This window comes from Aeromicrobium sp. PE09-221, assembly GCF_002174305.1.
Lineage (GTDB): Bacteria > Actinomycetota > Actinomycetes > Propionibacteriales > Nocardioidaceae > Aeromicrobium.
The window spans coordinates 45,487-68,037 of the sequence record NZ_MIJB01000008.1 but is presented as its reverse complement, the minus strand read 5'-3'; the positions used below and the strand labels follow the sequence as shown (position 1 = coordinate 68,037).

Below are 22,551 nucleotides of genomic sequence, written 5' to 3'. Positions count from 1 at the left end.
CCCGTGGCCGTAGGCTTCCATCCCGCCGGCTCCGCCCCCAACCACTCCGTGCAGGGCGGTACCCCCAGCTCCTGTTCGCCCCGGCGCCTGCGTTCCAGCAGCGAGGGGAAGAACGATCCGGCACGCAGCTGCGGGATCCGCAGATCCACCTGACCGGCCGTCGTGGTGACCGTCTTCGGCCGCGTCCCGTTACGGTGCGTGGTCCGATCAACAGAGCGTTCGAACGGGGCCGCGCCGATCACCGCAGCCGCCTCGGCATCAATCAACTCCTGATAGAGCTTCTCGGTCGCGACACGGACCCGATCAGTCACATCGGTTGAGCGAAGTTCCCCGAGTAGCTCGAGGAGGGCAGACTGGCCAAGAGCCATCGTGCGTTGTGTCCCATCTGTGAGTTCCTTGGTCGGTTCTCACTGACCATCGCACGATGGCTCACCTCATCGAGGCCAAGACCGAGAACCACATCACCCCACGGGACGCCACCTGATCGCGGAACCGTCGCGGTCTCCAGGGAAGGCGGGGGACACCGCCGCAAGTGACTAGGATCCCTCCTCCGCTGTGATCGGACAGAGCTATTCCTTGGAGCTATCCGGGGGTGAAGGCAGGGGTGAAGTCTGCCGTCTCTGCGCCGAATGCCTCGTGCTGGCAAGAAAAATCACTCTCAGGCATCTGAAGCAGCGATGCCTGCTGTGGTCCGCCATGGCACATCGTCGGCCCCGTGCAAGGAGAGCACCAGTGACGTCCCCCCCTCGGTACAGACCGGAACACCAACGACGGCGCCAACACGGGAGTTGGCCGCGCCGTGCACTCATCCTCATCATGGCGATGCTTGTCGCCGTGATGGGTGGCATCAGTGCCGCCAGCGCCGTTCAATCCACCACCCCGCCGGCCCCGAACCCTTCGCTGCCGGACACCTGCGAGCTGGACCTGGCGATGCAGCTCGACCTGTCCACCTCGGTCAATGGCGGCCAGGTCACGCAGATGAAGCAGGAGATCGCCGAGCTGGCCGAGACGCTGGAGGGCTACCCCGTCCGACTGGCGCTCTACAACTTCGGCACGACATCGCCGGTCAGCAGCCAGCCGCTGCCCTTGACTGAGCTGAACGCCGCAGGCGTGCAGACGATCGGGAACTACCTGGACGGTCTCGACCGGTCGGGAACCCAGTACACGAACTGGGACGCCGCCTTCCAGGTGGTGCGCAACTCTGCGGAACAGTACGACGGGCTTCTCCTCGTCACCGACGGTGACCCGACCCGCTACGGGTACCCGACTACGCAGGGCAGTGGAGCGTCGACGACCACACAGATGATCACCGCTGCGGTCGAAAGCGCCAACGCGCTCAAGGCTGATGGCACGCGCATCATCGGCATCGGTCTGACCGACAACATCAACGACATGAACCGCTTCCGCGAGCACATGTCGCAGGTGACGGGTCCGGTCAGCGGAAGCGACTACTACGAGTCCGGTTTCAACGGACTGCAGACGACGCTCGTCGATATCGTCAACCAGAACTGTGCGACCCTCGACCTTCAGAAGGACGCGGCGCTCGCCGATGGCGACCTCGGTGTCGCCGGCGACACGATCGAATACGACTTCACGATCACCAACACGGGGATCGTGACGCTTACCGGTATTGACCTCGACGACCCCAAGCCGGGTCTGTCGGACATCGTGTTCGGTGACTGGCCGGGTGAGGCTGGTGTGCTGGAGCCGGGTCAGTCGGTCACCGCGACGGCGACCTATGAGCTGACGGATGCTGACATCGCCGCCGGTGAGGTCGACAACCTCGCCACCGTCACCGGACAGCCCCCCGCGGGGTCACGAGTCTCCGACGAGGATCCCGCGAATGTGGTGTTGCCCGAGCTCGCCCCCGCGATCGATGTGGTGAAGTCCGGTGCGTTGGCTGATGGTGCTGAGGGTCGTGCTGGTGATGAGGTCGAGTACACGTTCACGGTGACGAACACGGGCAATCTGACGTTGACCGATGTGACTTTGGATGATCCGTTGCCGGGTCTGTCGGAGATCGTGTTCGGTGACTGGCCGGGTGAGGCTGGTGTGCTGGAGCCGGGTGAGTCGGTGACGGCGACGGCCACTTACACGCTGACTCAGGCCGATGTGAATGCCGGTGGTGTGGACAACACGGTGACCGCGACGGGTACGCCCCCGACCGGTGATCCGGTCAACGACGACGATGACGAGCGGGTCGACGTTCCGTCTGCCGCTGCCATTGATGTGGTGAAGTCCGGTGCGTTGGCTGATGGTGCTGAGGGTCGTGCTGGTGATGAGGTCGAGTACACGTTCACGGTGACGAACACGGGTAACGTGACGTTGACCGATGTGACTTTGGATGATCCGTTGCCGGGTCTGTCGGAGATCGTGTTCGGTGACTGGCCGGGTGATGCTGGTGTGCTGGAGCCGGGTGAGTCGGTGACCGCTACGGCCACCTACACGCTGACTCAGGCCGATGTGAATGCCGGTGGTGTGGACAACACGGTGACCGCGACGGGTATGCCCCCGACCGGCGATCCGGTCAACGACGACGATGACGAGCGGGTCGACGTTCCGTCTGCCGCTGCCATTGATGTGGTGAAGTCCGGTGCGTTGGCTGATGGTGCTGAGGGTCGGGCCGGTGATGAGGTCGAGTACACCTTCGAGGTGACGAACACGGGTAACGTGACGTTGACCGATGTGACGCTGGATGATCCGTTGCCGGGTCTGTCGGACATCGTGTTCGGTGACTGGCCGGGTGATGCTGGTGTGCTGGAGCCGGGTGAGTCGGTGACCGCTACGGCCACCTACACGCTGACTCAGGCCGATGTGAATGCCGGTGACGTCGAGAACACCGTGACGGCCGAGGGTACGCCTCCGACCGGTGATCCCGTCGACAATGAGGACATCGAGATCATCGAGATCACTCCTGGTCCGAGCATCGATGTGGTGAAGTCGGGTGCGTTGGCCGATGGTGCGCTGGGTCGTGCTGGTGATGAGGTCGAGTACACGTTCACGGTGACGAACACGGGTAACGTGACGTTGACTGATGTGACGCTGGATGATCCGTTGCCGGGTCTGTCGGACATCGTGTTCGGTGACTGGCCGGGTGATGCTGGTGTGCTGGAGCCGGGTGAGTCGGTGACCGCTACGGCCACCTATGAGCTGACTCAGGCCGATGTGAATGCCGGTGACGTCGAGAACACCGTGACGGCCGAGGGTACGCCTCCGACCGGTGATCCCGTCGACAATGAGGACATCGAGATCATCGAGGTCCCCTCGGCCCCTGCGATCGAGATCCTCAAGAGCGGCAACCTCGCTGATGGTGCTGAGGGTCGGGCCGGTGATGAGGTCGAGTACACGTTCACGGTGACGAACACGGGCAACGTGACGTTGACTGATGTGACGCTGGATGATCCGTTGCCGGGTCTGTCGGACATCGTGTTCGGTGACTGGCCGGGTGATGCTGGTGTGCTGGAGCCGGGTGAGTCGGTGACCGCTACGGCCACCTATGAGCTGACCCAGGCCGATGTCGACAACGGTGACGTGGAGAACACGGCGACCACGACGGGTACGCCTCCGACCGGCGAGCCGCCGACGGATGACGACACCGAGATCGTCGAGGTGCCGTCGGATCCCTCGATCAATCTGGTCAAGACCGGAGGCCTCGCGGCCGATGCGACGGGTGTCCCCGGCGACACGGTCGAGTACACCTTCGAGGCGACCAATACCGGCAACGTGACCCTGCGCGATGTCGTCATCGTCGACGAGCTGGAGGGTCTCTCGGAGATCAGCTACACCTGGCCGGGTGAGCCCGGTGTGCTCGCCCCTGGTGAGAAGGTGACGGCGACCGCCACCTACACGCTGACTCAGGCCGATGTCGACAACGGCGGCGTCGAGAACGTCGCCACGGCGACGGGTACGCCGCCGACCGGCCCGCCGCCGACGGATGACGACACCGAGATCGTGGAGGTCCCGGAGCTGGGTGCCATCGAGCTGGTCAAGACCGGAGCGCTGGCCGACGGTGCCGAAGGGCGCCCCGGTGACCGCGTGGACTACACGTTCACCATCACCAATGCGGGCAATGTCACGCTGACCGATGTCACGCTGGTCGACGAGCTCGAGGGTCTGTCCGATATCCAGTTCGGCGAATGGCCGACGACTCCGGGAGTGCTGCACTACGGCGAGTCGGTGACGGCAACGGCGACGTACACGCTCACGCAGGCCGATATCGACGCGGGCAAGGTGGACAACACCGCGACCACGACCGGTATCACGCCGACGGATCAGACCGTGACCGATGATGACGATGCGACTGTCCCGGTGACTCAGGGGCCTGCGATCGAACTCGTCAAGACCGGTGGACTCGACCGCGGTGCGGTCTCGGTGGCGGGTGACACGATCACCTACCAGTTCGAGGCGACCAATACGGGCAACGTGACGTTGCACGATGTCGTCATCGAGGACGAGCTGGAGGGTCTCTCCGAGATCACTTACAGCTGGCCCGGCGAACCCGGGGTCCTCGCTCCGGGCGAGTCGGTGACGGCCACGGCGACGTATCAGGTGACGCAGGCCGACGTCGATGCGGGCAATGTGCACAACCTCGCCACGGCGACCGGTACGCCGCCCAGCGGCCCGCCGGTCGACAACGAGGACGAGCACGACCAGCCTCTGCCGCAGTCTTCGTCGATCGACCTGGTGAAGACGGGCAAGATCGACGGTGACCGTATCGTCTACACCTTCACGGTCACCAACACTGGTTCGGTGACGCTGAAGGACGTGTCGATCACCGACCGCCTGGAAGGTCTGTCGAAGCTGACCTACAGCTGGCCGGGTGAACCGGGTGTGTTGGCTCCGGGTGAGAAGGCCACCGCTACGGCGACCTACTCGCCGACCGCGGAGGACCGTGAGCGTGGCCACGTCGACAACCATGCGACGGCTACCGGCACACCGCCGAACGGCGACGCGGTCGACGCCGAGGACGATGCACGTGTCCTGGTCGGCGATCTGCCGGAGACCGGCGCCTCCAACGGGCTCATCTGGCTCGTTGCGGCGGGTGTTCTCACGCTGGCAGGAGGCGGTGCGTTGATCGCACAGCGAGCGCGTCGGCGCTGAAAGACCCCCACGGCGCGGGCTTAGCTCCCGAGGCGTCCGCGCCGTGGGCCCTTCACATGAACCGAGCATGTGAGGGAGGGGCGACCGCCGCGGTGGATCCATCCGTCCACCGCGGCGGTCGCTGCGTGGGACGGTGGCGACGGTCTGCCAGACGGGAACGTTCTAATCTGGCCACATGTGGCGTCATGACCTGCAGTGCCTCGAGCGCGCCGAGCGCGCGCGGGTGCTGTCCGGGCCTGCGCCGGTCGTCGCGATCGTGGGACCCGAGGGAGCGGGCAAGACGACGCTCCTCGCCGCCTGGGCCCACGATCGGACGGAAGCGCGGTGGTTCGATCCCGGACAGGTCGATCCCCCGGCGGGGACGGTCCTCCTCGCGGACGAGGCGGACAACCTGAGCGCCGAGGACTGGAAGCTGCTGATGGCGGCCGCCGCGTCGGTGCCGCGTGTGCGGATCAGAGTGGCGGCACGGTCGGTGTCGGTGCTGCCCGATGAATGGTCCGCCGAGATCATGTCGCCCTATTTCGACAAGAACGAGGTGGCACTCTGCCTACAGGCCCTCGCTTCGGCCGCCGATCCGCGTACGGTCTTCGCGCTGACCGGGGGCCATCCGGCTTCGGTCATCGAGATGGCACGGAGCGGCGCGACGGCGCCCCGGCAATTGGCCGCGGCGCTGTCCTCGGGCACCACGGCGCAGCTCCCCGCGGCGCTCGCCGACCTCGCGTTTCCCGATCATCTCAGCAAGCAGGTCGTCATCGCGCTGGGCCATGACGTGGACGTGATCGACGAGATGGAACGGGCCGGATGGGGCGGGTGGATCCGAGGGACACGGCCGATGCTCTTCTCGTTGACGCCGCGACATCGGGCCTCCACGAAACGGGGCGCCCCGATACCGGCCGCGCGTCGCCGGGAACTGCATCGGAGAGCCGCCGAGACATTGCTCGCCGAGGGGGCGAATTTCCCGGCGCTGGTCGAGGCCCTGCACGCCGATCGGCTCGACCTCGCCGATGCGGCCCTCAAGAGGGCGGGGCTTCCCCTGCTGACGGCCCACGGATATGAGCTGCTGTTGCTGCTCGAACCGATCCCGGCCCTCAGGCTGCGGCATCACCCGGCCCTGGCGATGGCACTCGCGTTGGCCTACAACGCCCGGGAGAGGACCCGCCTGAAGGCCATCGAGATGGTGGGCATCGCGCTTGCCGGGGCCCGTCTCGGCTCACGATCACCGGCCGATCGTGCACTCATGAGAACGGTCGAGAGCGTCGGACTGCGGATCACCGGCACCGCCGACGGTGGTCTCCGGGCAGCACGCGCAGCAGCCAGGATGCTGGCGGAACTGCCGGTGGAGGATCGCGAGGGGCTGGGATCCCTGGAACCCGACCTGCACACCCATATCGCGATCAGCCTGCTCTATGGCGGAGCCGCGGATGAAGCGGCGACGGAGTTCGAGCACGCGTGGAGCGTCCACGCCCGGGCCGGTGTCCAGCTCCAGGTGATCGGCGGTCGCGCGATCATCAGTGCCCTGGACGGTCGGATGACGGACGCGGGGACTCGTACGGCCGAGGCGGGGTCGCGGTCCTGGCCACCTGAGTTCATCGACGGTTACGCGGGCAGTCTGCTGCGAATCGCGCAGGCGATCGAGGCGGTGGAGCGTTTCGACTTCGTCTCGGCACGCGAACGGATCCATGCAGTGTGGCCCCATGCCGAGACCATCGAGCATTGGTCGTTGCTCATCCACGTACGAGCCCTCGTGGACATCGGGACCGGCGATGCCGAAGCAGGCCTCGAGCGATTCCGGGAGATGAGGGCGCGGCGGAGCGCTCGCCGGGGAGCGACCGCAGCGACCCAGCGCCGGCTCGATGTGACGGATAACCTCCTGGCGCTGGCGACCGGCGATCTCATGGCGGCCTCGTCCCTGCGTCCCACCGCCCGCGACCGGTCCGATGTGGTGCTGGCGGCGGCTCGCGTCGCGTTGCTGACGGGAGACTACGAGCGGGCCGCGCGTCTCGTGGCCCGCTGCGAGGTGCACACCCCGATCGATCGGTTGACGCGAGCCACCCTCGAGATGATGCTGGCTCGCCGCCTCGGGCGTGAGGACGCGGCCCTCGCCGCAGGGCGACGCGCCCGCGCGCTGGTGGACTCCTTCGGAGTGCGCTCGCCGTTGCTCTTCGTGCCCAGACAGGATCGGGACCTCCTCGGCGCGAGTGGTCTGTCGGACGTTCCCGTCGTGCTGCAAAGGGACCGTGTCAGTCCGTTGCCGTTGACCGCCCGCGAGAAGGTGGTGCTGCGAGAACTCATCGCGACACCCAGTGCGCACACCATCGCGGCGCAACTGCAGGTCTCGGTCAACACGGTCAAGTCACAGCGTCGGTCGCTCTATCGCAAGCTCGGAGCCACGTCTCGGGAGGAGGCCGTCGCCGCGGCGATCGCTCACGGCGTACTCGACGCCTGAACCGAAACACGCGAGATGCAGAGGGTGGAGAGCGCGACCCCGGTGATCGCCAGCACGAAGAGCATCCCGTAGGCGTTCCCCGTCAGGACGAGGGTGAGTCCGGCGATCGCCGGCGCCAGTGTCTGCGGCACGATCGATGCCAGGCCGAGGACACCGAGGTCGCGTCCGTGATCTCCGCTGGAGGGCAGCACGTCCAACATCAAGGCGAGGTCCGCCGTCAGGTAGAGGCCACGCCCCGCTCCGGCCACGACCGCATAGAGGACGAGACCCCCGAGGCCGGGCCATACGAGCGCGCAGACGAGTCCGGTCGCGATGACAGCGGTTGCCCCGAGAACCCACCTGACGCGGTGCTGGCGGACGCGGCGTCCGGCGATCACCGCTCCGGCGACCACGGCGGCGATGTGCGCCCCGACGAGGAGAGTCACGAGTCGGCCTGCCTCCTCGGCATCCCGATCGGTCCGGTCCATGACGATGTACAGCAGGTACCCCATGACGAGCTGATGTCCGAGGACGAGGAGGAAGCGTCCGGCGAACACCAACCGGAAGTCGCGGTCGGCCCAGGCCAGCCGGGGTGCGCGGGTCGTGCGCGGTGCCGGGGTGCGGTGCTCAGGATTCATCACGACGAAGCCGGTCATCACCACGACCAGGACGATCCCCAGTGTGGTATAAGCGGCGCCGATCTGGGCGACGGCCATGCCGGCAGCGCCGGCGCCGATGGCGAGTCCAAGGGCGGCGCCGCCGCCGTAGAAGGCCGACACGCGTGGTCGATGCGGCTCCGGCACCCGGTCGGCCATCACAGCGTCGAGGGGTGCTTCCACGACATTGAGCAACGGCTGCACGATCAACCAGCCGAGGGCGATCATCAGCACCGACTGCGCCTGTCCGAGCGCGAGCAGTGCTGCGGCCGAGCCGATCGCCCCCGCCAGGATCCACGGTGCCCGCGGTCCCCACCGCGACTGTGTGCGGTCCGAGAGCGCTCCCGCCCACGGATGGATCACCATCGTCAGCAGGGAGGACGCCGCCATGACGACGGCCAGGTGGATCTCCTTGTTCCCGGGGGAGGCGACAGCGATCTGAGCGGGGACGAGAACACCTGCCACGGCGGCGTACATCGCGTTGAGGGCGAGGCTGGCGAGTAACAGCGACCACGGGAACCGGCGGTTCATCGCCCGCAGTATCTCGCACGGGGCAACTGGACAGCTCGAAGGCCCCCTCCCGTCCTCAACCGAGTCGCGGCTGAGAGGGCGGCGGTAATCTGGATGAGCAGACATGGGCGTCAGCAAACTATGACAAGGAACGGGCCTTTCCTCGTCATGGCTTGACATGGCATCGGCAACCCCGAACGCGATGGAATGTGACGGCAACGACAACAGGAGGTCCGCAGGTGCCCACAGACAGCCACATCCGGATCGGTATCGACACCGGAGGCACGTTCACCGACGTCGTCGCCTTCGACGAGTCGACCGGGACGATGGTCACGACGAAGACACCGTCGACGCCCAGCGACCCCGCCGAGGGATTCCTCGCCGGCGTCTCCAAGGTGCTCGACCTGATGGGCGAGCAGGGCACCGCGCTCAGCGCGATCAGCCACGGCACCACCGTCGCCACGAACCAGCTCCTGGAGGGCAAGGTCGAGCAGCTCGGCTTCATCACCAATGCCGGCTACGAGTCGGTCCTGGAGATCGCCCGCCAGTCGGTGCCGGATGGCTACGGCAACTCCTACTTCTGGGTCAAGCCGGACCGCATCGTCTCGCGTGAGTACGTCAAGGGCGTCGAGGGACGTCTGGACTTCGAGGGCAATGAGATCCGCCCGCTCGACGAGGACGGCGCCCGTCGCGTGGCGCGCTGGTTCCGCGACCAGGGCATCGACACCCTCGGCGTCTGCCTCCTGCACGCCTACGCGAATCCCGCGCATGAGCAGCGACTGCTCGAGATCATCGCCGAGGAGCACCCCGAGGCCGTCGTCTCGGTCTCCTCGGAGGTGCTGCGCGAGTACCGCGAGTACGAGCGCTCGATGACGACCCTCGTCGACGCGGCCGTCAAGCCCAAGCTCTCCCGCTATATCAACAACATCGTGCGTCGCCTCGAGGAGATCGGCGAGAACATCCCGTTCTACGTCATGAAGTCCAATGGCGGCGTGCTCAGCGCCGGCGAGGTCGTGCACCAGCCCATCACCACGGTGCTGTCCGGTCCCGCGGCCGGCGCTCTCGGCGCCGCGATGGTCGGCAAGATCGCCGGCTTCGACCGCATCCTCACCTGTGACGGCGGCGGCACCTCCACCGATGTCTCGGTGGTCATCGACGGCGAGCCCACCCTCACCACCGAGGGCTCGGTCGGCGCCTTCCCGAGCAAGATCCCGATGATCGACGTCGTGACCGTCGGTGCCGGCGGCGGCTCGATCGCCTGGCTGTCCAATGAGGGCACCCTCAAGGTCGGCCCACACTCGGCCGGCGCCGATCCGGGCCCGGTCTGTTACGCCCGCGGCGGCCAGGACGTCACCATCACCGACGCCCACGTCGTACTGGGACGCATCCCCGCGCACCTGCTCGGCGGTGAGATCGGTCTCGACGCCGACGGAGCCCGCAAGGCCCTCGAGGAGCTCGCCGGCGAGCTCGGCATGTCCGTCGAGGAGTGCGCCACCGGCATCCTGGAGATCTCCGCCTGGAACCAGGCCAATGCGCTCCGCCAGGTGACCGTCAAGCGCGGCCTCGACGTCCGCGACTTCACACTGACCACCTTCGGCGGCTCCGGCTCGCTGCTGCTGTGCCGCCTGATGGACATCCTGGACATCAAGACGACGCTGGTGCCGCTCAATCCCGGCAACCTCTCGGCCTTCGGCCTGCTGACCGTGGACGTCAAGAACGACTACGTCCAGACGCAGGTCAGCCTGCACGACAAGCTCGACATCGAGGGCACCGGCCGTCTCTACGAGAAGCTCACCGAACAGGCCGCCGAGGCGCTCAGCGGTGAAGGCTTCCCCGTCGAGACCCATCAGTTCCAGCGCACGGCTGACCTGCGCTACTTCGGCCAGGCATTCGAGGTCCGCGTCGCGGTCGACGACGGTCCCTTCGATGCGGCGGCCGCGGCGGCCGTCGCGGAGCGCTTCCATGACGAGCACCGCGCGCTCTACGGTTACGACTTCCGGGGCAACGACGAGCAGCAGGTCGAGTGGGTCAACCTGCGCGTCTCGGGCATCGGCCCGATCGAGCGTCCGCAGGTCCGTGCCGAGGAGGTCGTCGAGAACCCGGCTATCGCCGAGGCCTCGCGCCGCCCGGTGTGCTTCGATCCCGAGGCCGGCTCGGTGGACACTCCTGTCTACTGGCGCCCCGATCTGACCCCGGGCACCGAGCTCGTCGGTCCGGCCATCATCGAGGAGTTCGGCTCCACGGTGCCCCTGCACCCGGGCTTCACCGCTCGCATCGACGCCTACCGCAACATCATCGTGACTCGTGAAGGAGCCGACTCGTGACGACGACCCCAGAGACCACCTCGCGCCGCGCGCCGACGCAGTTCCCCTTCGAGTCGCTGACCGCCGATGCCGGCGCGAGCGCCGACCCGGTGCTCGTCGAGATCGTCCAGGGCAGCCTCGCCTCGGTCGAGATGGAGGTCGAGACCGCCATCGGCCGCACCTCCCGCTCGCCGATGATCCGCGACGCGCACGACTTCCGCGCGGGCATCCACGACCGCAAGATGCGCAAGCTGACCGGCCGCTCGTACAGCGCCCTCGTGCACCCCGTCGCGCGGGACTTCCCGCTCGAGGAGATGGTGCCCGGGGACGTCTTCTTCCACAACGACGTCTACGAGTCCGAGGGGGGCATCGGCCACCTCCCGGACCTCTGCGTCACCGTCCCGGTCTTCCACGCCAACCCCGAGACCGGCAAGCCCGAGGTCGTCGCCTTCGTGCAGGCATTCGGCCACCACGACGACATCGGCGGTGCCGTGCCGGGCTCGATGCCCAGCAATGCCACCTCGGTGTACGAGGAGGGCCTGGCGGTCCCGCCGATCAAGCTCTGGGATGCCGGCGTGCCGGTGCGCTCGGCGCTGCGCATCATGACCCGCAACTCGCGGACCCCCGAGGCTCTCGCGGCCGACCTGGACGCCGAGTGCTCCGCCTGCCTGATGGGTGCCCAGCGCCTGGGCGAGCTCTTCGACCGCTACGGCCGTGACTCGGTCGAGGCCGCCTTCGATGCGATCATCGACAACTCCACGCGCACCTACCGCCGTGAGATCCTGTCGAAGATCCCCGTGGGCACCTGGGTCTGGGAGGACTACGCCGAGCACGACGGCGTCGAGGAGCCGAAGCTGCACACGCAGCGGATCACCCTCACCCGCACGCCAGCCGACGATCCCGAGGGCGAGCGACTGATCCTCGACTTCGCCGGCACGTCGCCGCAGGCCAAGGGGCCGATCAACCACTGTGGCGACTACTCCGACGGCGTCTTCCTCAAGAAGTGGCTCGCGCCGATCCTGCGCAACCTGGCGGACACGCCCGAGCGCATGGCCGAGCTGGACGTCAACGAGGGCATCGTGCCGCTCATCGAGATGCGGTTCCCGCCCAAGGGCACGCTGCTGACACCGGAGTTTCCGGCTCCCACGAATGCCCGCACCTTCGTCATCCTGCGTCTGCTGGGCGTGCTCGCCGGTGTCATCGCCAAGGCGGTCGACGGCCGTATGCCCGCCGACCAGGAGACGATCCGGTACACCGGGGTCTACGGCGAGGACATGGAGGGCCGCTCGTACCTCATGCGCGAGGTGCTCGGCGGCGGCGCGGGAGGCCGTTACTACGCCGATGGCGAGGACACGATCCACGTCGTGCCGGACTCGCGGAACCTCCCGACCGAGTTCACCGAGTCGCGTTTCCCGTTCATCGTGGAGAGCCTCGGCCTGGCCAAGGACTCGGGCGGTGCGGGCGAGTTCCGCGGCGGTCTCGGCTACGAGAAGCGCATCCGGATGCTCAAGGACGCCAACTTCATGTCGATCGCCGACCGCTCGATCCTCGCCTGCTGGGGCGTCAAGGGCGGCAAGGCCGGCGCGCCGTTCCGTGTCGTCGTCAACCCGGGCACGCCGGAGGAGCGCGAGATCGACGCGCTCGCGGATGCCGAGCCCATCAAGGCCGGTGAGACGATCTGCATCCAGACCACCGGTGGCGGCGGCTGGGGAGATCCTCTGGATCGCGACCCGGAACTGGTGGCTCGCGATGTCCGCTGGGACAAGGTCTCGGAGCGTTCGGCGTTCGAGGACTACGGCGTCGTGCTGACCGGCGCGGTGGAGAGCGATGACCTCGCGGTCGACGCCGAGGCCACCAAGGCGGAGCGGGAGAATCGTCGTGCGGCGCGCGGCGAGGAGCCCTTCTTCGACCGCGGACCGGGCTACGCCCGACTGAGCGGTGGCGCGACCGTCGCCGACGTCGACTGGGTCTGATCCCACCAACCCGTTGAGTGTGACGTTCGGACGCCGAATCCGCTGGATCGAACGTCCAAACGTCACACTCAACGGGTTTTGAGGTGAAGGGGAAATGACATGACAGAACGAGGCGAGCGGATCGCGATCGTGGGGGGCCGGGGCAAGACCGGCCGTGCGGTCGCGGCGGCACTCGGTGCCGAGGGTGTCGAGACCGTGCCGGTGGGTCGCGCCGAGTTGACGGATCCCGTGGCGGCTTTGCGGGGGAGCGATGCGGTCTATCTCATCGCGCCGAATCTCCACCCCGATGAGCCGTCCTTCGTCGCGGACATCCTGGAGGCGACGGCGACGGCGGGTGTGACGCGGCTGGGCTACCACTCGGTGTGCGCCCCCTATGTCCCCTCGATGCCGCATCACCTCGCGAAGGCGGCCAGCGAGGATCTGGTCCGGCGCAGCGGTCTGGAGTGGACGATCCTCGAGCCCTGCGCCTATGTCGACAACTTCCTGCCCGGTTTGCGCAACGCCTCGCCTCGTCTCGAGGTGCCCTATGACGTGGACCGGCCCTTCGGCCTCGTCGGGCTGGAGGACGTGGGTGCGGTCGCAGCGCATGTGCTGCTCGACCCCTCCCACATCGGGGCAACCTATGAGGTCGGCGGCCGGAGCCTGGTGACGGTCCGCGACGTGGCGGCTGCCGCCCGGCGGGTCCTCGGCACGGAGGTCGAACTGGCTGTCACCTCGCCGGACGAGTGGGCTGCCGGGCCCGGGGCGTCCCTCGACCCGCGTGAGCGCGACTGGCTGCATGCGATGTTCAGCTACTACGAGCACCATGGACTGCCGTGCGGGTCGGCGACCGTCCCGGCGGTCCTCGGCCGTCCCGCGCACGACCTTGACACGCTCCTGCGCCACGCCCTCCTCTGAGTCTCACCCCGGGAAAACCAGGGCTTCCCACACTCCTCAATTAATACTATTATAGTATTCAGGAGGAGATCATCATGCCAACCACCACCAACGGGACGCTCGGCGGGCTACGTGTGCTCGACGCCACGCAGATGCTCGCCGGCCCCATCGCCGCGATGCGGCTCGGAGACCTGGGCGCCGACGTCATCAAGATCGAGCCACCCGCCACCGGGGAGTTCAACCGCACCCATGGCTACGCCGGGGTCGAGATGGAGGGTCAGCGAACCACCTTCCTCGGCCTCAACCGGAACAAGCGCAGCCTCGCCATCGACCTGAAGTCCGACGAGGGACGCGAGCTCTTCTACGGTCTCGTCGCCACGGCCGATGTCTTCATCCAGAACTTCCGCGTCGGCGCGGTCGAGCGCCTCCGCATCGACTACGAGACGCTTCGGGCCATCAATCCCCGTCTCGTCTACGCCTCGATCAGCGGCTATGGCCCCGACGGCCCCGGTGCGGGCCGGCCGGGCCAGGACCTCGTATTGCAGGGCTATTCCGGCTCCATGTGGTTCGTCGGCGCGGACGACGACCCTCCCGTACCTGGCGGGATCCCCGCCATCGACGCGATGACCGGCTATCAGACGGCCATCGGTGTCCTCGCCGCCCTGCGCGGCAGGGACTTCAGCGGCGAGGGGCAGCACGTCGAGGTCGACATGCTGTCGGTGGTGATGGACGCGCAGGTCCAGGAGCTCGTCACCTATCTGAACACCGGGGCCGTGCCGCGTCGCGGTCGCGAGCCCTCGGCCCACGCATGGATCGGCGCGCCCTATGGCGTCTACCGCACGCGCGACGGCTGGCTCACGCTCGCCATGTGCCCGATCGACGTGCTCGGCACGGCGCTGGACTGCCCTGAGCTCCAGCGTTACACCCGCCACGAGGACGCCCAGGAGCACGCCGACGAGATCTTCGCGACCATCCGGCCGCTCTTCGCCGCCAAGACGACCGACGAGTGGATCACCCACCTCGACACCTTCAACATCTGGAGCGGCCCCGTCAATGACTACCCGGCCCTGGAGAAGGACCCCCAGGTGGTGGCGCGCGGCCTGATCACCGAGATGGACCATCCCACCCTCGGCCCGGTGCGCACGGTCGCGCCACCCATCAACCTGTCCAGGGACCCCGCGTCGATCCGCACCGCGCCGCCGCTGCTCGGTGCCGACACCCGCGAGATCCTCACCGAGATCGGCACATCCGATACCGACATCGATCGCCTGGCCGCCGCCGGCGTCGTCCGCATCGAGGAGACCAACGCATGAACACCGCATCCGGCGCCTTCATCGCCTACGAGGTCGCCGACCACATCGCCACCATCACCCTGAACCGTCCCGACAAGCTCAACGCGATGTCGGTCGCGATGGACCGGAGGCTCAACGAGCTCGTCTACGAGATCAACAACGACGACGAGGTCCGCGTCGTGATCCTCACCGGCGCCGGCGATCGGGCGTTCTGCGTCGGCAGCGACATCGGCGATCTCGAGGGGTACGGAACCAGCTGGCAGTACCGTAATCGCTTCGACCGCAACCTCGACTACGCCATCGGCGTGTGGAAGATCCGCAAGCCCGTCATCACCGCCGCGCACGGCTACTGCATCGGCGGTGGCCTGGAGATGTTCTGCGCTTCGGACATCCGTTACGCCACCCGTGACGCCAGCTTCGGGGCGGGGGAGATCCGGTGGGGCTGGCACGGCGGATCGGGCGCGACCCAGTTCCTGACCCGGGTCGTCGGGCCGGGCCACGCCAGCGAGATCCTCATGACCGGGCGGCGCTTCGCCGCCGACCGCGCCGAGCGGATGGGCCTCGCCAACGAGCTCTTCGACACCAGGGAGGAGGCGCTCGCCGCCGCCCGCGACACCGCCGTCGAGATCGCGGCCAAGTCGCCCATCCCGATCGAGGCGGTCAAGAAGCTCGTCCGCGTCGCGCAGAGCGCCAGCATCGAGGTCGGCCTGGCCTACGAGAACGACCTGTTCACGTACGAGATGCGCAGTGAGGATGCCGCCGAGGGTCGCGCCGCCTTCGCCGAGAAGCGGGATCCGGTGTTCCGTGGCCGATGACATCGAAGGGCTCGCCCGCGCGGCGAGCCGTACGCTTCCCGCCCTCGCCTACGAGGCATGGCACTTCGGTGACTCGATCGCCTTCGAGGCGATGCTGGCCGCGGCCGATCGCCTCGACGAGCCCCAACTGCGCGGATTCGTCCACGGCTTCGTCCGCGCCTGGGACGCTCGTCGCGAGGGTTACCGGGAGACCGATTGCACCGCTCCGGGACTGGCCATGTGCGAGTTGTCGATGCGCACCGGCGACGAGAGGCTCCTCGGTGCCGCGACCGGCCTGGCCGAGCGCCTGACGGCACGGGCGAGGGTCGACGGGGTCTTCGCCACCTGGGAGCAGTCGCCCCTGCGGCGGCCCTATGGTCCTTCGCCGCTGCCGGAGGAGCAGGAGGGGCTGCTCGAGGCGCCGGGTCGCGGCGTCTTCGTCGACTGCCTGCACTTCGATCCGCCGTTCTTCGCGGCGTTGTCGCGGGCCAGCGGCGATCGTGGCTGGGCCGATCTCGCGGTCGAGCAGGCCGAGGGCTATGTCCGGCTGCTCCAGAATCCCGCGACAGATCTGTTCGACCACTTCTTCCTCGAGCGGACGGGGCAGACCTATGCTCCCGGCTGGGGCCGTGGCCAGGGATGGGCCCTCCTCGGCCTGCTCGATGTGATCGAACAGCTCGGGGACTCCGCGACCGGCGTGCTGCGGGACGCCTCCCGGCGGCTCGTGCTTGCCATGGTGCGGCGGCAGCAGCCCGACGGCAGCTGGCATGCCGTGGCGGGCGACCCGCGTTCCGGCAGCGAGTCGTCGACGGCAGCCTTCATGGCGGTCGGATTCCGCCGTGCTCGCGACCTGGGTATCGTCACCGCCGACCAGGTCGATCCCGCCATCCGGAGCGCCCGCGAGGCGACGATCCGTGGCACCAGCGCTGAAGGCGTGCTGGACGATGTCACGGCGGCCGTGTGGGCCTGCACGCTGCTCGCCCACTATTACTCGGTGCCGAAGGCGCCCCTGACCCCCTGGGGCCAGGGATCGATGGTCCTGGCACTGCTCGACGCCCTCGCGGAGACGGACCGCTAAGGCCGACTTCTGGCCACTTGTGGCCCGTTTGCCATGTCGGAAACGGGCCACAAGTGGCCACATCTCGGCCGGAGGCCTGCTCGGTCAGGAGGTGGCGCTCGCCACGGCCGTCTCCCGGTCGATCCGGTCCCCGGTCCGCGGATCGAACCAGCTGGCCGTCGACAGATCGAACTCGACCCCGATCCGGTCGCCCACCGACACCGGCAGCTCCGCGGGCGCCTTGGCGAAGTGCGTGGTGCGCAGGGACTCGGCGCTCAGCAGGGCGTCCTGCGTGACGTCGTGGAAACGGAAGCCGACGACGGTCTCGCCACCGAGTCGTTCCACGGCCGAGACCTGGGCGGCGAGCCCTCTCTCCTGCGACGGATCCACCGTGATCTTCTCCGGGCGCACCCCGAGGTGGTACGTACCGTCGGTCAAGGTCGCACCCGTCGTGACGGTCGGCTGATCGTTCTCGTCGAGCCGCACGCGCCCGTCCTGCACCGTGACGGGAACGAGGTTCATGGCCGGCGAGCCGATGAACCTCGCCACGAACTCGTTGGCGGGACGCTCGTAGATCTCGGCCGGCGTCCCGATCTGCTGGACCTCTCCCCGATCGAGCACCACGATGCGCGTGGCCATCGTCATCGCCTCGACCTGATCGTGCGTGACGTAGACGAAGGTCTTGCCGACCCTCTGGTACAGCGCGGTGATCTCGCTGCGCATCTGGGTGCGCAGCTTGGCGTCGAGATTGGACAGCGGCTCGTCGAGCAGATAGACGGACGGCTCGCGGACCAGCGCGCGTGCGACCGCGACGCGCTGTCGCTGGCCGCCGGAGAGTGCCTTGGGCCGGCGCTCCAGATAGTCCGTGAGCTCCAGCATCTCGGCGACCTGCGCCACCTTCTCGGCCACCTCGGGCATCCCCGCGAGGCGCCGCCGCATCACCATGTTGACCAGTGGGATGTGATACCAGCCCTTGAACCGGTCCATGATCAACGGGAAGGCGATGTTCTCCCGCACCGTCATGTGCGGATACAGCGCATAGGACTGGAAAACGAAGGCGATATTGCGCTCGCGTGGCTCCAGATCGTTCACGCGCTCGTCGTCGAAGGTCAGCTCACCGGAGGTGATGTCGGTCAGGCCGGCGATCATGCGCAGCATGGTCGACTTGCCGCACCCGGACGGGCCGAGCAGCACCAGGAACTCGTTGTCGCCGATCTCGGCATCGAACTCGCCGATGACGGTGTTGGAGCCGAAGGCCTTGTGCACCTTGTCGAAACGGATACGAGGCATGGGTCAACCCTTCACTGCGCCGGCGGTGAGCCCGCTGACGATCTGACGTTGGACGATGAGGAAGAACACGATGGCGGGCAATGTGAACAGGAAGGCCGCGGTCATGACGCTCGACAGCGGCGTCGAATACTGTCCGACGAAGGACGCGAGCCCCACGGACGCCGGCCATTTCTCGGAGTCGGCGATGAATGTGTTCGCGAAGAGGAACTCATTCCAGCCGTCGAAGAAGTTGATGACGGCGGCCGCCGCGATGCTGGGCACGATGAGCGGCAGCACGATCATCGTGAGCTGTCCCCAGCGTGGACAGCCGTCGACACGCGCCGACTCCTCGATCTTGAAGGGGATCGCGTCGATCGCGTTCTTGAGGATGAAGACCGCGACGGGCATCGTGAACGCCACATTGGCCAGGACGAGTCCGTGCAGCTCGTTGAGCAGCCCCAGCGTGCTGAACAGCGCGAAGAGCGGCACGACGAGCAGGGCCTCGGGCAGCATCTGGGTCGCGAAGAGGAAGAAGGCCGAGACGCCCTTGCCATAGAACTTGAACCGGCTCAGCGCGTAGGCGGCGAGCACGGCGAGCGCCAGGCTCAGCAGAGTGGTGCCGAAGGCGATGACGGCCGAGTTGCCCAGCCAGCGAAGGATCGGCACGTCCGACAGCACCGAGGGGATGTCGGCGATCCGGCCCACCGTCGGCCACCAGGACTGTCCTGTGCGATACAGCTCGCTGTCGGTGGACAACGCCGTGTTGATCATCCAATAGATCGGGAAGGCCGCGAAGACGACCAGGACCGCGAGCGATGTGAAGGAGAACGCCCGCCCCACGATGCGTGCCATCATGCCGCCGCCTCCTTTCGTGATTCCCGCCGCTCGACGCCGAAGAACACCAGCGTCACCAGGATGGACAGGACGAGTCCCAGCACGCCGATGGTCGCCGCGACACCGAGGTCCTGGTCGCTGAACGCGCGGCGGTAGATATTGATGACCAGGGTGTTGGTGCGCTCGACTGGGCCGCCGCCGGTCAGCAGATAGATGATCTCGAACCGGCGGATCGACCAGATGGTCATCAGGAGAGCGACGATTCGCAGCGTGGGGGCCAGGTGCGGCAGGACGATCGCCCGGAAGGTGCTCATCGGTCCGGCGCCGTCGATCTTGGCGGCCTCGTAGAGCTCCTCGGGCACCGACTGGAGGGCGGCCAGCATGACGAGCATGACGAAGGGGAAGACCTTCCACACCGTTGCCAGCACGACCGAGAACATGCCCCACTGGGGATCGGTGAGCCATCCGGTCTGCCCGATGCCCAGCACTCCGAGGGAGTTGTTGAGGACGCCCCCGGACTGGTTGTAGATCCACACGTAGACGAGAGCGACGGCCACGGTGGGCATCGCATAAGGGAAGGTCATCACGGCCCGGATCCCGGCTCGGCCGCGGAACGGTCGGTTGATGAAGACGGCGGCGGCGGTGCCGAGGAGCACAGCGAAGACGACGGTCGCGGCGGTGTAGATCAGAGTCGCCAGGAGCGAGTTCCAGAATTGCCCGCTCGACATCAGGTTCGTGTAGTTCTCCGCACCGACGAAGTCACCTCCCGCGGGGTTCACCAGCTTGGTGTCGGTCAGGCTGAGCTGGATCCCTCGGAACAGGGGGAAGAGCAGCAGCACCACCAGATAGCCGACCGCCGGAGCGATCAACAGATAGGCCGTGAACGAGTTGCGCCACCGTCGTCGGCGGCGCGGCGCTGTATCCGGCGCCGTGGCGTGGGACCTGGAGACCGTCGTCACCATAGGTCGCTCCTTCGTGAGTGCCGGGGGTGCCTCCGGTGAGAGGCACCCCCGTGATGGTCGTGAGACGTCAGTTCGATGACGCGTCTTGCTGTGCCTGCTCGAGCGCATCAGCCGGGTCGGCGCCCTGCGTGATGACCTTCTCGACTGCCTGCATCACGGACTGCATGATCGTCTTCGTATCGGTCTCGAAGCCCTCGATGAGCGTGCTCTTGGTCTCCGGGTTGACGTCGATGAAGGTCTGGGCCCACGGATGCTCCTGCGAGAACTCGTCGGTCAGCGGCACATCGGTCGCCAGCGAGCTCGCACCCAGCGGGGGGCGGATGGCCTCCTGCCCCTCCTCGCTGACGAACCAGCGCACGAAGTCCTTCGCGAGCGCTTTGACATCGCTGTTGGCGTTCACCGCCAGGACGATCTTCTGGTGCTGGCCCGGTTCGTCGAACGGCAGCGGCCCCGAGACGATGTCGGTGCCCGTGATCGCGCCGTCGCTCGTGAACGACAGCGCGGCGCCGCTGTTGTCGATGATGAACCCGAGCTGGTTCTCCTTGAACTTCGTGCGGAATGTCGATGCGTCGTCGCCCACCGGCACGATGCCCGAGTCGATGACCTGCTGGTACTGCTCGACACCCGCGACGTTCTCCGGGGAGTCGATCGTCAGTTCCTCACCGTCCGACCAGGATCCGCCGTTGCCATAGGGCCAAGCGTTGAAATCGAGATACCACCCGTCGAACTCGCCCATCTGATGACGGATCCCCAGTCCGGCGGCCCCCGTCTGCTGCACGGCCTCGCCGGCGTCGATCAGCTCGTCCACCGTCGTCGGCAGCTCGTCGATGCCCGCCTGCTCCATGACGTTCTTGTTGCCCAGTAGGGCATACGCGACCTGTTCCCAGGTGACCCCGAGCTGCTCGCCGTCGACGACGAGGTCGTCATTGGTGCTGTTGAGGTCGGCGTCCTCGATGACGTCATCGAGTGGCTCGAGCAGTCCCGCCTCGGCCAGCGTCGCGAACTGCGCGTCCTGGATGACGAAGACGTCCGGTCCGCCACCGGCGCCCAGCTCGGTGTTGAGCTTGTCGGCGTACTGGGCGAACGGCGTCTCGGAGCGCTCCATGGTCACCGCGTCGTTCTCGGTGGCATAGCCGCTGACCGCCTCCCAGAGGTCGTCGCCGCGACCCGGCTCCAGGAACTGGTAGTTGGCGATGGTGAGCGTGCCGCCCTCGTCGACATCGGGACCCTCGTCCTCGGAGCCGCCTGAGGAGCAGGCGCTCAGCAGCAGAGCACCGATGGCGAGGGGGGTCGCGGTGACGGCGAGGCGCCGGCCGCGTCGCAGGTTGAACATGGCGGATCTCCTTGTTGCGTTATGTGCAATGCCAATCCATAAAGAACTGTGATGGCGCGCCGTGACCGAAGGTGTGGTGGCATCTCGCCGAGACATCCACCTACCCACGTGACGTACGCCACTGGTATCTTGGCAGCGTGATCTGAAAGATGCAAGAGTATTGCATCGTATGCAACGAGCGAGGGGACCTATGGCTGAGCGGATCGATGCGTTCTGCGTGGGCGAGACCATGGTGATGGTGACGCCCGCCGACGGTTCCGGGCTCCGTCCTGGTGCGGCGTGCCTCCTACACGGGGGCGGTGCCGAGTCCAATGTCGCGGCACACCTAGCGGTGCTCGGGCACCATGCCGCCTGGGCTGGGGCCCTGGGTGTCGATCCGCTCGGCGACCTCATCGTCGACGAGCTGGTCTCGGCCGGGGTGGACACCTCCGACGTGATCCGCGATCCGGCACACCGCACCGGTGTGTACTTCAAGGACCCCTCGCCGCAGGGCACGACGGTGTACTACTACCGAGACGCCAGCGCGGCCGCGGCGATGTCGGGTCAGACGGTCCTGGCGTGGTCGGAACGCCGGCCGCGGATCGTGCATGTCAGTGGCATCACCGCGGCGCTGTCGCCCGGTTGTCTGGAGTTGCTGCACCGCATCGTCGTCGACCGGATCTTCGGCACGGCGCTCGTCAGCTTCGATGTGAACTTCCGGCCCAGTCTCTGGCCCGACCGCCAGGAGGCCGCAGCTCGTCTCCACGAGCTCGCCCGTGCGAGCGATGTCGTGTTCGTCGGGCGAGACGAGGCCGAGGTGCTCTGGCGGACCGGGACCGCCGAGGAGGTCCGGGCGCTGCTGCCCGATGTACCCGATCTCGTCGTCAAGGACGGTGGGAGCACCGTCGTCGAGTTCTCCGGGGGGCAGGTGACCAGCAGCCGAGCGCCCCGCGTCGAGGTCGTCGAGCCGGTCGGTGCCGGGGATGCCTTCGCCGCTGGCTGGCTCGCGGGCGTCCTCCGGGGGCTCGACCCGGTCCGTCGCCTGCGACTCGGTCATCTCGTCGCCTCACGGGTGCTCAGCTCACCGAGCGATGCCGCCGTGCTGCCGGGGGAGTCCGAGATCGCCGACATGATCGAGGCCGATCCTGCACAATGGCCGATGCCGTCGCCAACTCCCACGAGGTAGAC

Annotated in this window: 15 protein-coding genes; 9 read left to right on the top strand and 6 right to left on the bottom strand. The window is 67.4% G+C overall.

Annotated features, from left to right (window positions below):
• Positions 1–368, bottom strand: a 368-nt coding sequence (locus BHE97_RS04590) for a transposase (RefSeq protein ID WP_236757520.1), incomplete at its 3' end; no start/stop codon positions are given.
• Positions 369–816: 448 nt separating this feature from the next.
• Here BHE97_RS04590 and BHE97_RS04585 point away from each other — a divergent pair.
• Both BHE97_RS04585 and BHE97_RS04580 read left to right on the top strand, forming a co-directional pair.
• On the top strand, positions 817–5,100 hold the full coding sequence (locus BHE97_RS04585) for a VWA domain-containing protein (RefSeq protein WP_170931258.1): 4,284 nt from the start codon (positions 817–819) through the stop codon (positions 5,098–5,100).
• Between the two features lie 175 nt (positions 5,101–5,275).
• Complete coding sequence (locus BHE97_RS04580; RefSeq protein WP_087622845.1) at positions 5,276–7,546, top strand: LuxR C-terminal-related transcriptional regulator; 2,271 nt, start codon at positions 5,276–5,278, stop codon at positions 7,544–7,546.
• Here the strand turns inward: BHE97_RS04580 and BHE97_RS04575 are convergent.
• Positions 7,525–8,712: an MFS transporter gene (locus BHE97_RS04575; RefSeq protein ID WP_170931257.1), complete on the bottom strand. Its 1,188-nt coding sequence runs from the start codon at positions 8,710–8,712 to the stop codon at positions 7,525–7,527. The genes BHE97_RS04580 and BHE97_RS04575 overlap by 22 nt on opposite strands.
• A gap of 218 nt (positions 8,713–8,930) precedes the next feature.
• Between BHE97_RS04575 and BHE97_RS04570 the strand changes: the two genes are divergently transcribed.
• The 6 genes from BHE97_RS04570 (at position 8,931) to BHE97_RS04545 (ending at position 17,007) form a co-directional block, all read left to right on the top strand.
• Positions 8,931–11,015 carry a hydantoinase/oxoprolinase family protein gene (locus BHE97_RS04570; protein ID WP_236757519.1) on the top strand — a complete coding sequence of 695 codons (2,085 nt, stop codon included), beginning with the start codon at positions 8,931–8,933 and terminating at the stop codon, positions 11,013–11,015.
• The gene (locus tag BHE97_RS04565; RefSeq protein WP_087622843.1) at positions 11,012–12,967 is read left to right on the top strand and encodes a hydantoinase B/oxoprolinase family protein; all 1,956 of its coding nucleotides are present in this window, start codon (positions 11,012–11,014) and stop codon (positions 12,965–12,967) included. Before BHE97_RS04570 ends, BHE97_RS04565 begins: the two co-directional genes overlap by 4 nt.
• 99 nt (positions 12,968–13,066) lie before the next feature.
• Positions 13,067–13,864 carry an NmrA family NAD(P)-binding protein gene (locus tag BHE97_RS04560; RefSeq protein ID WP_087622842.1) on the top strand — a complete coding sequence of 266 codons (798 nt, stop codon included), beginning with the start codon at positions 13,067–13,069 and terminating at the stop codon, positions 13,862–13,864.
• Positions 13,865–13,938: 74 nt separating this feature from the next.
• Complete coding sequence (locus BHE97_RS04555; protein WP_087622841.1) at positions 13,939–15,156, top strand: CaiB/BaiF CoA-transferase family protein; 1,218 nt, start codon at positions 13,939–13,941, stop codon at positions 15,154–15,156.
• On the top strand, positions 15,153–15,950 hold the full coding sequence (locus tag BHE97_RS04550) for an enoyl-CoA hydratase/isomerase family protein (protein WP_087622840.1): 798 nt from the start codon (positions 15,153–15,155) through the stop codon (positions 15,948–15,950). Before BHE97_RS04555 ends, BHE97_RS04550 begins: the two co-directional genes overlap by 4 nt.
• Positions 15,940–17,007 carry a glycoside hydrolase family 88 protein gene (locus BHE97_RS04545; protein ID WP_170931256.1) on the top strand — a complete coding sequence of 356 codons (1,068 nt, stop codon included), beginning with the start codon at positions 15,940–15,942 and terminating at the stop codon, positions 17,005–17,007. The genes BHE97_RS04550 and BHE97_RS04545 overlap by 11 nt, the downstream gene beginning before the upstream one ends.
• Before the next feature lie 84 nt (positions 17,008–17,091).
• Here the strand turns inward: BHE97_RS04545 and BHE97_RS04540 are convergent, their stop codons facing one another.
• The 4 genes from BHE97_RS04540 to BHE97_RS04525 all read right to left on the bottom strand — a co-directional run bounded on the left by BHE97_RS04540 (position 17,092) and on the right by BHE97_RS04525 (position 21,384).
• A complete protein-coding gene (locus BHE97_RS04540) occupies positions 17,092–18,276 on the bottom strand; it encodes an ABC transporter ATP-binding protein (RefSeq protein ID WP_087622838.1) in 1,185 nt (394 codons plus the stop codon).
• 3 nt (positions 18,277–18,279) lie between these two features.
• The gene (locus BHE97_RS04535) at positions 18,280–19,110 is read right to left on the bottom strand and encodes a carbohydrate ABC transporter permease (protein ID WP_087622837.1); all 831 of its coding nucleotides are present in this window, start codon (positions 19,108–19,110) and stop codon (positions 18,280–18,282) included.
• The gene (locus BHE97_RS04530) at positions 19,107–20,051 is read right to left on the bottom strand and encodes a sugar ABC transporter permease (RefSeq protein WP_087622836.1); all 945 of its coding nucleotides are present in this window, start codon (positions 20,049–20,051) and stop codon (positions 19,107–19,109) included. The genes BHE97_RS04535 and BHE97_RS04530 overlap by 4 nt, the downstream gene beginning before the upstream one ends.
• A 67-nt stretch (positions 20,052–20,118) precedes the next feature.
• Entirely contained in the window at positions 20,119–21,384 is a 1,266-nt protein-coding gene (locus BHE97_RS04525; protein ID WP_170931255.1) for an extracellular solute-binding protein, read from the bottom strand.
• A 190-nt stretch (positions 21,385–21,574) separates the two neighbouring features.
• Here BHE97_RS04525 and BHE97_RS04520 point away from each other — a divergent pair, with 190 nt between their 5' ends.
• On the top strand, positions 21,575–22,549 hold the full coding sequence (locus tag BHE97_RS04520) for a sugar kinase (protein WP_087622853.1): 975 nt from the start codon (positions 21,575–21,577) through the stop codon (positions 22,547–22,549).
• The last annotated feature ends 2 nt before the right edge of the window (positions 22,550–22,551 follow it).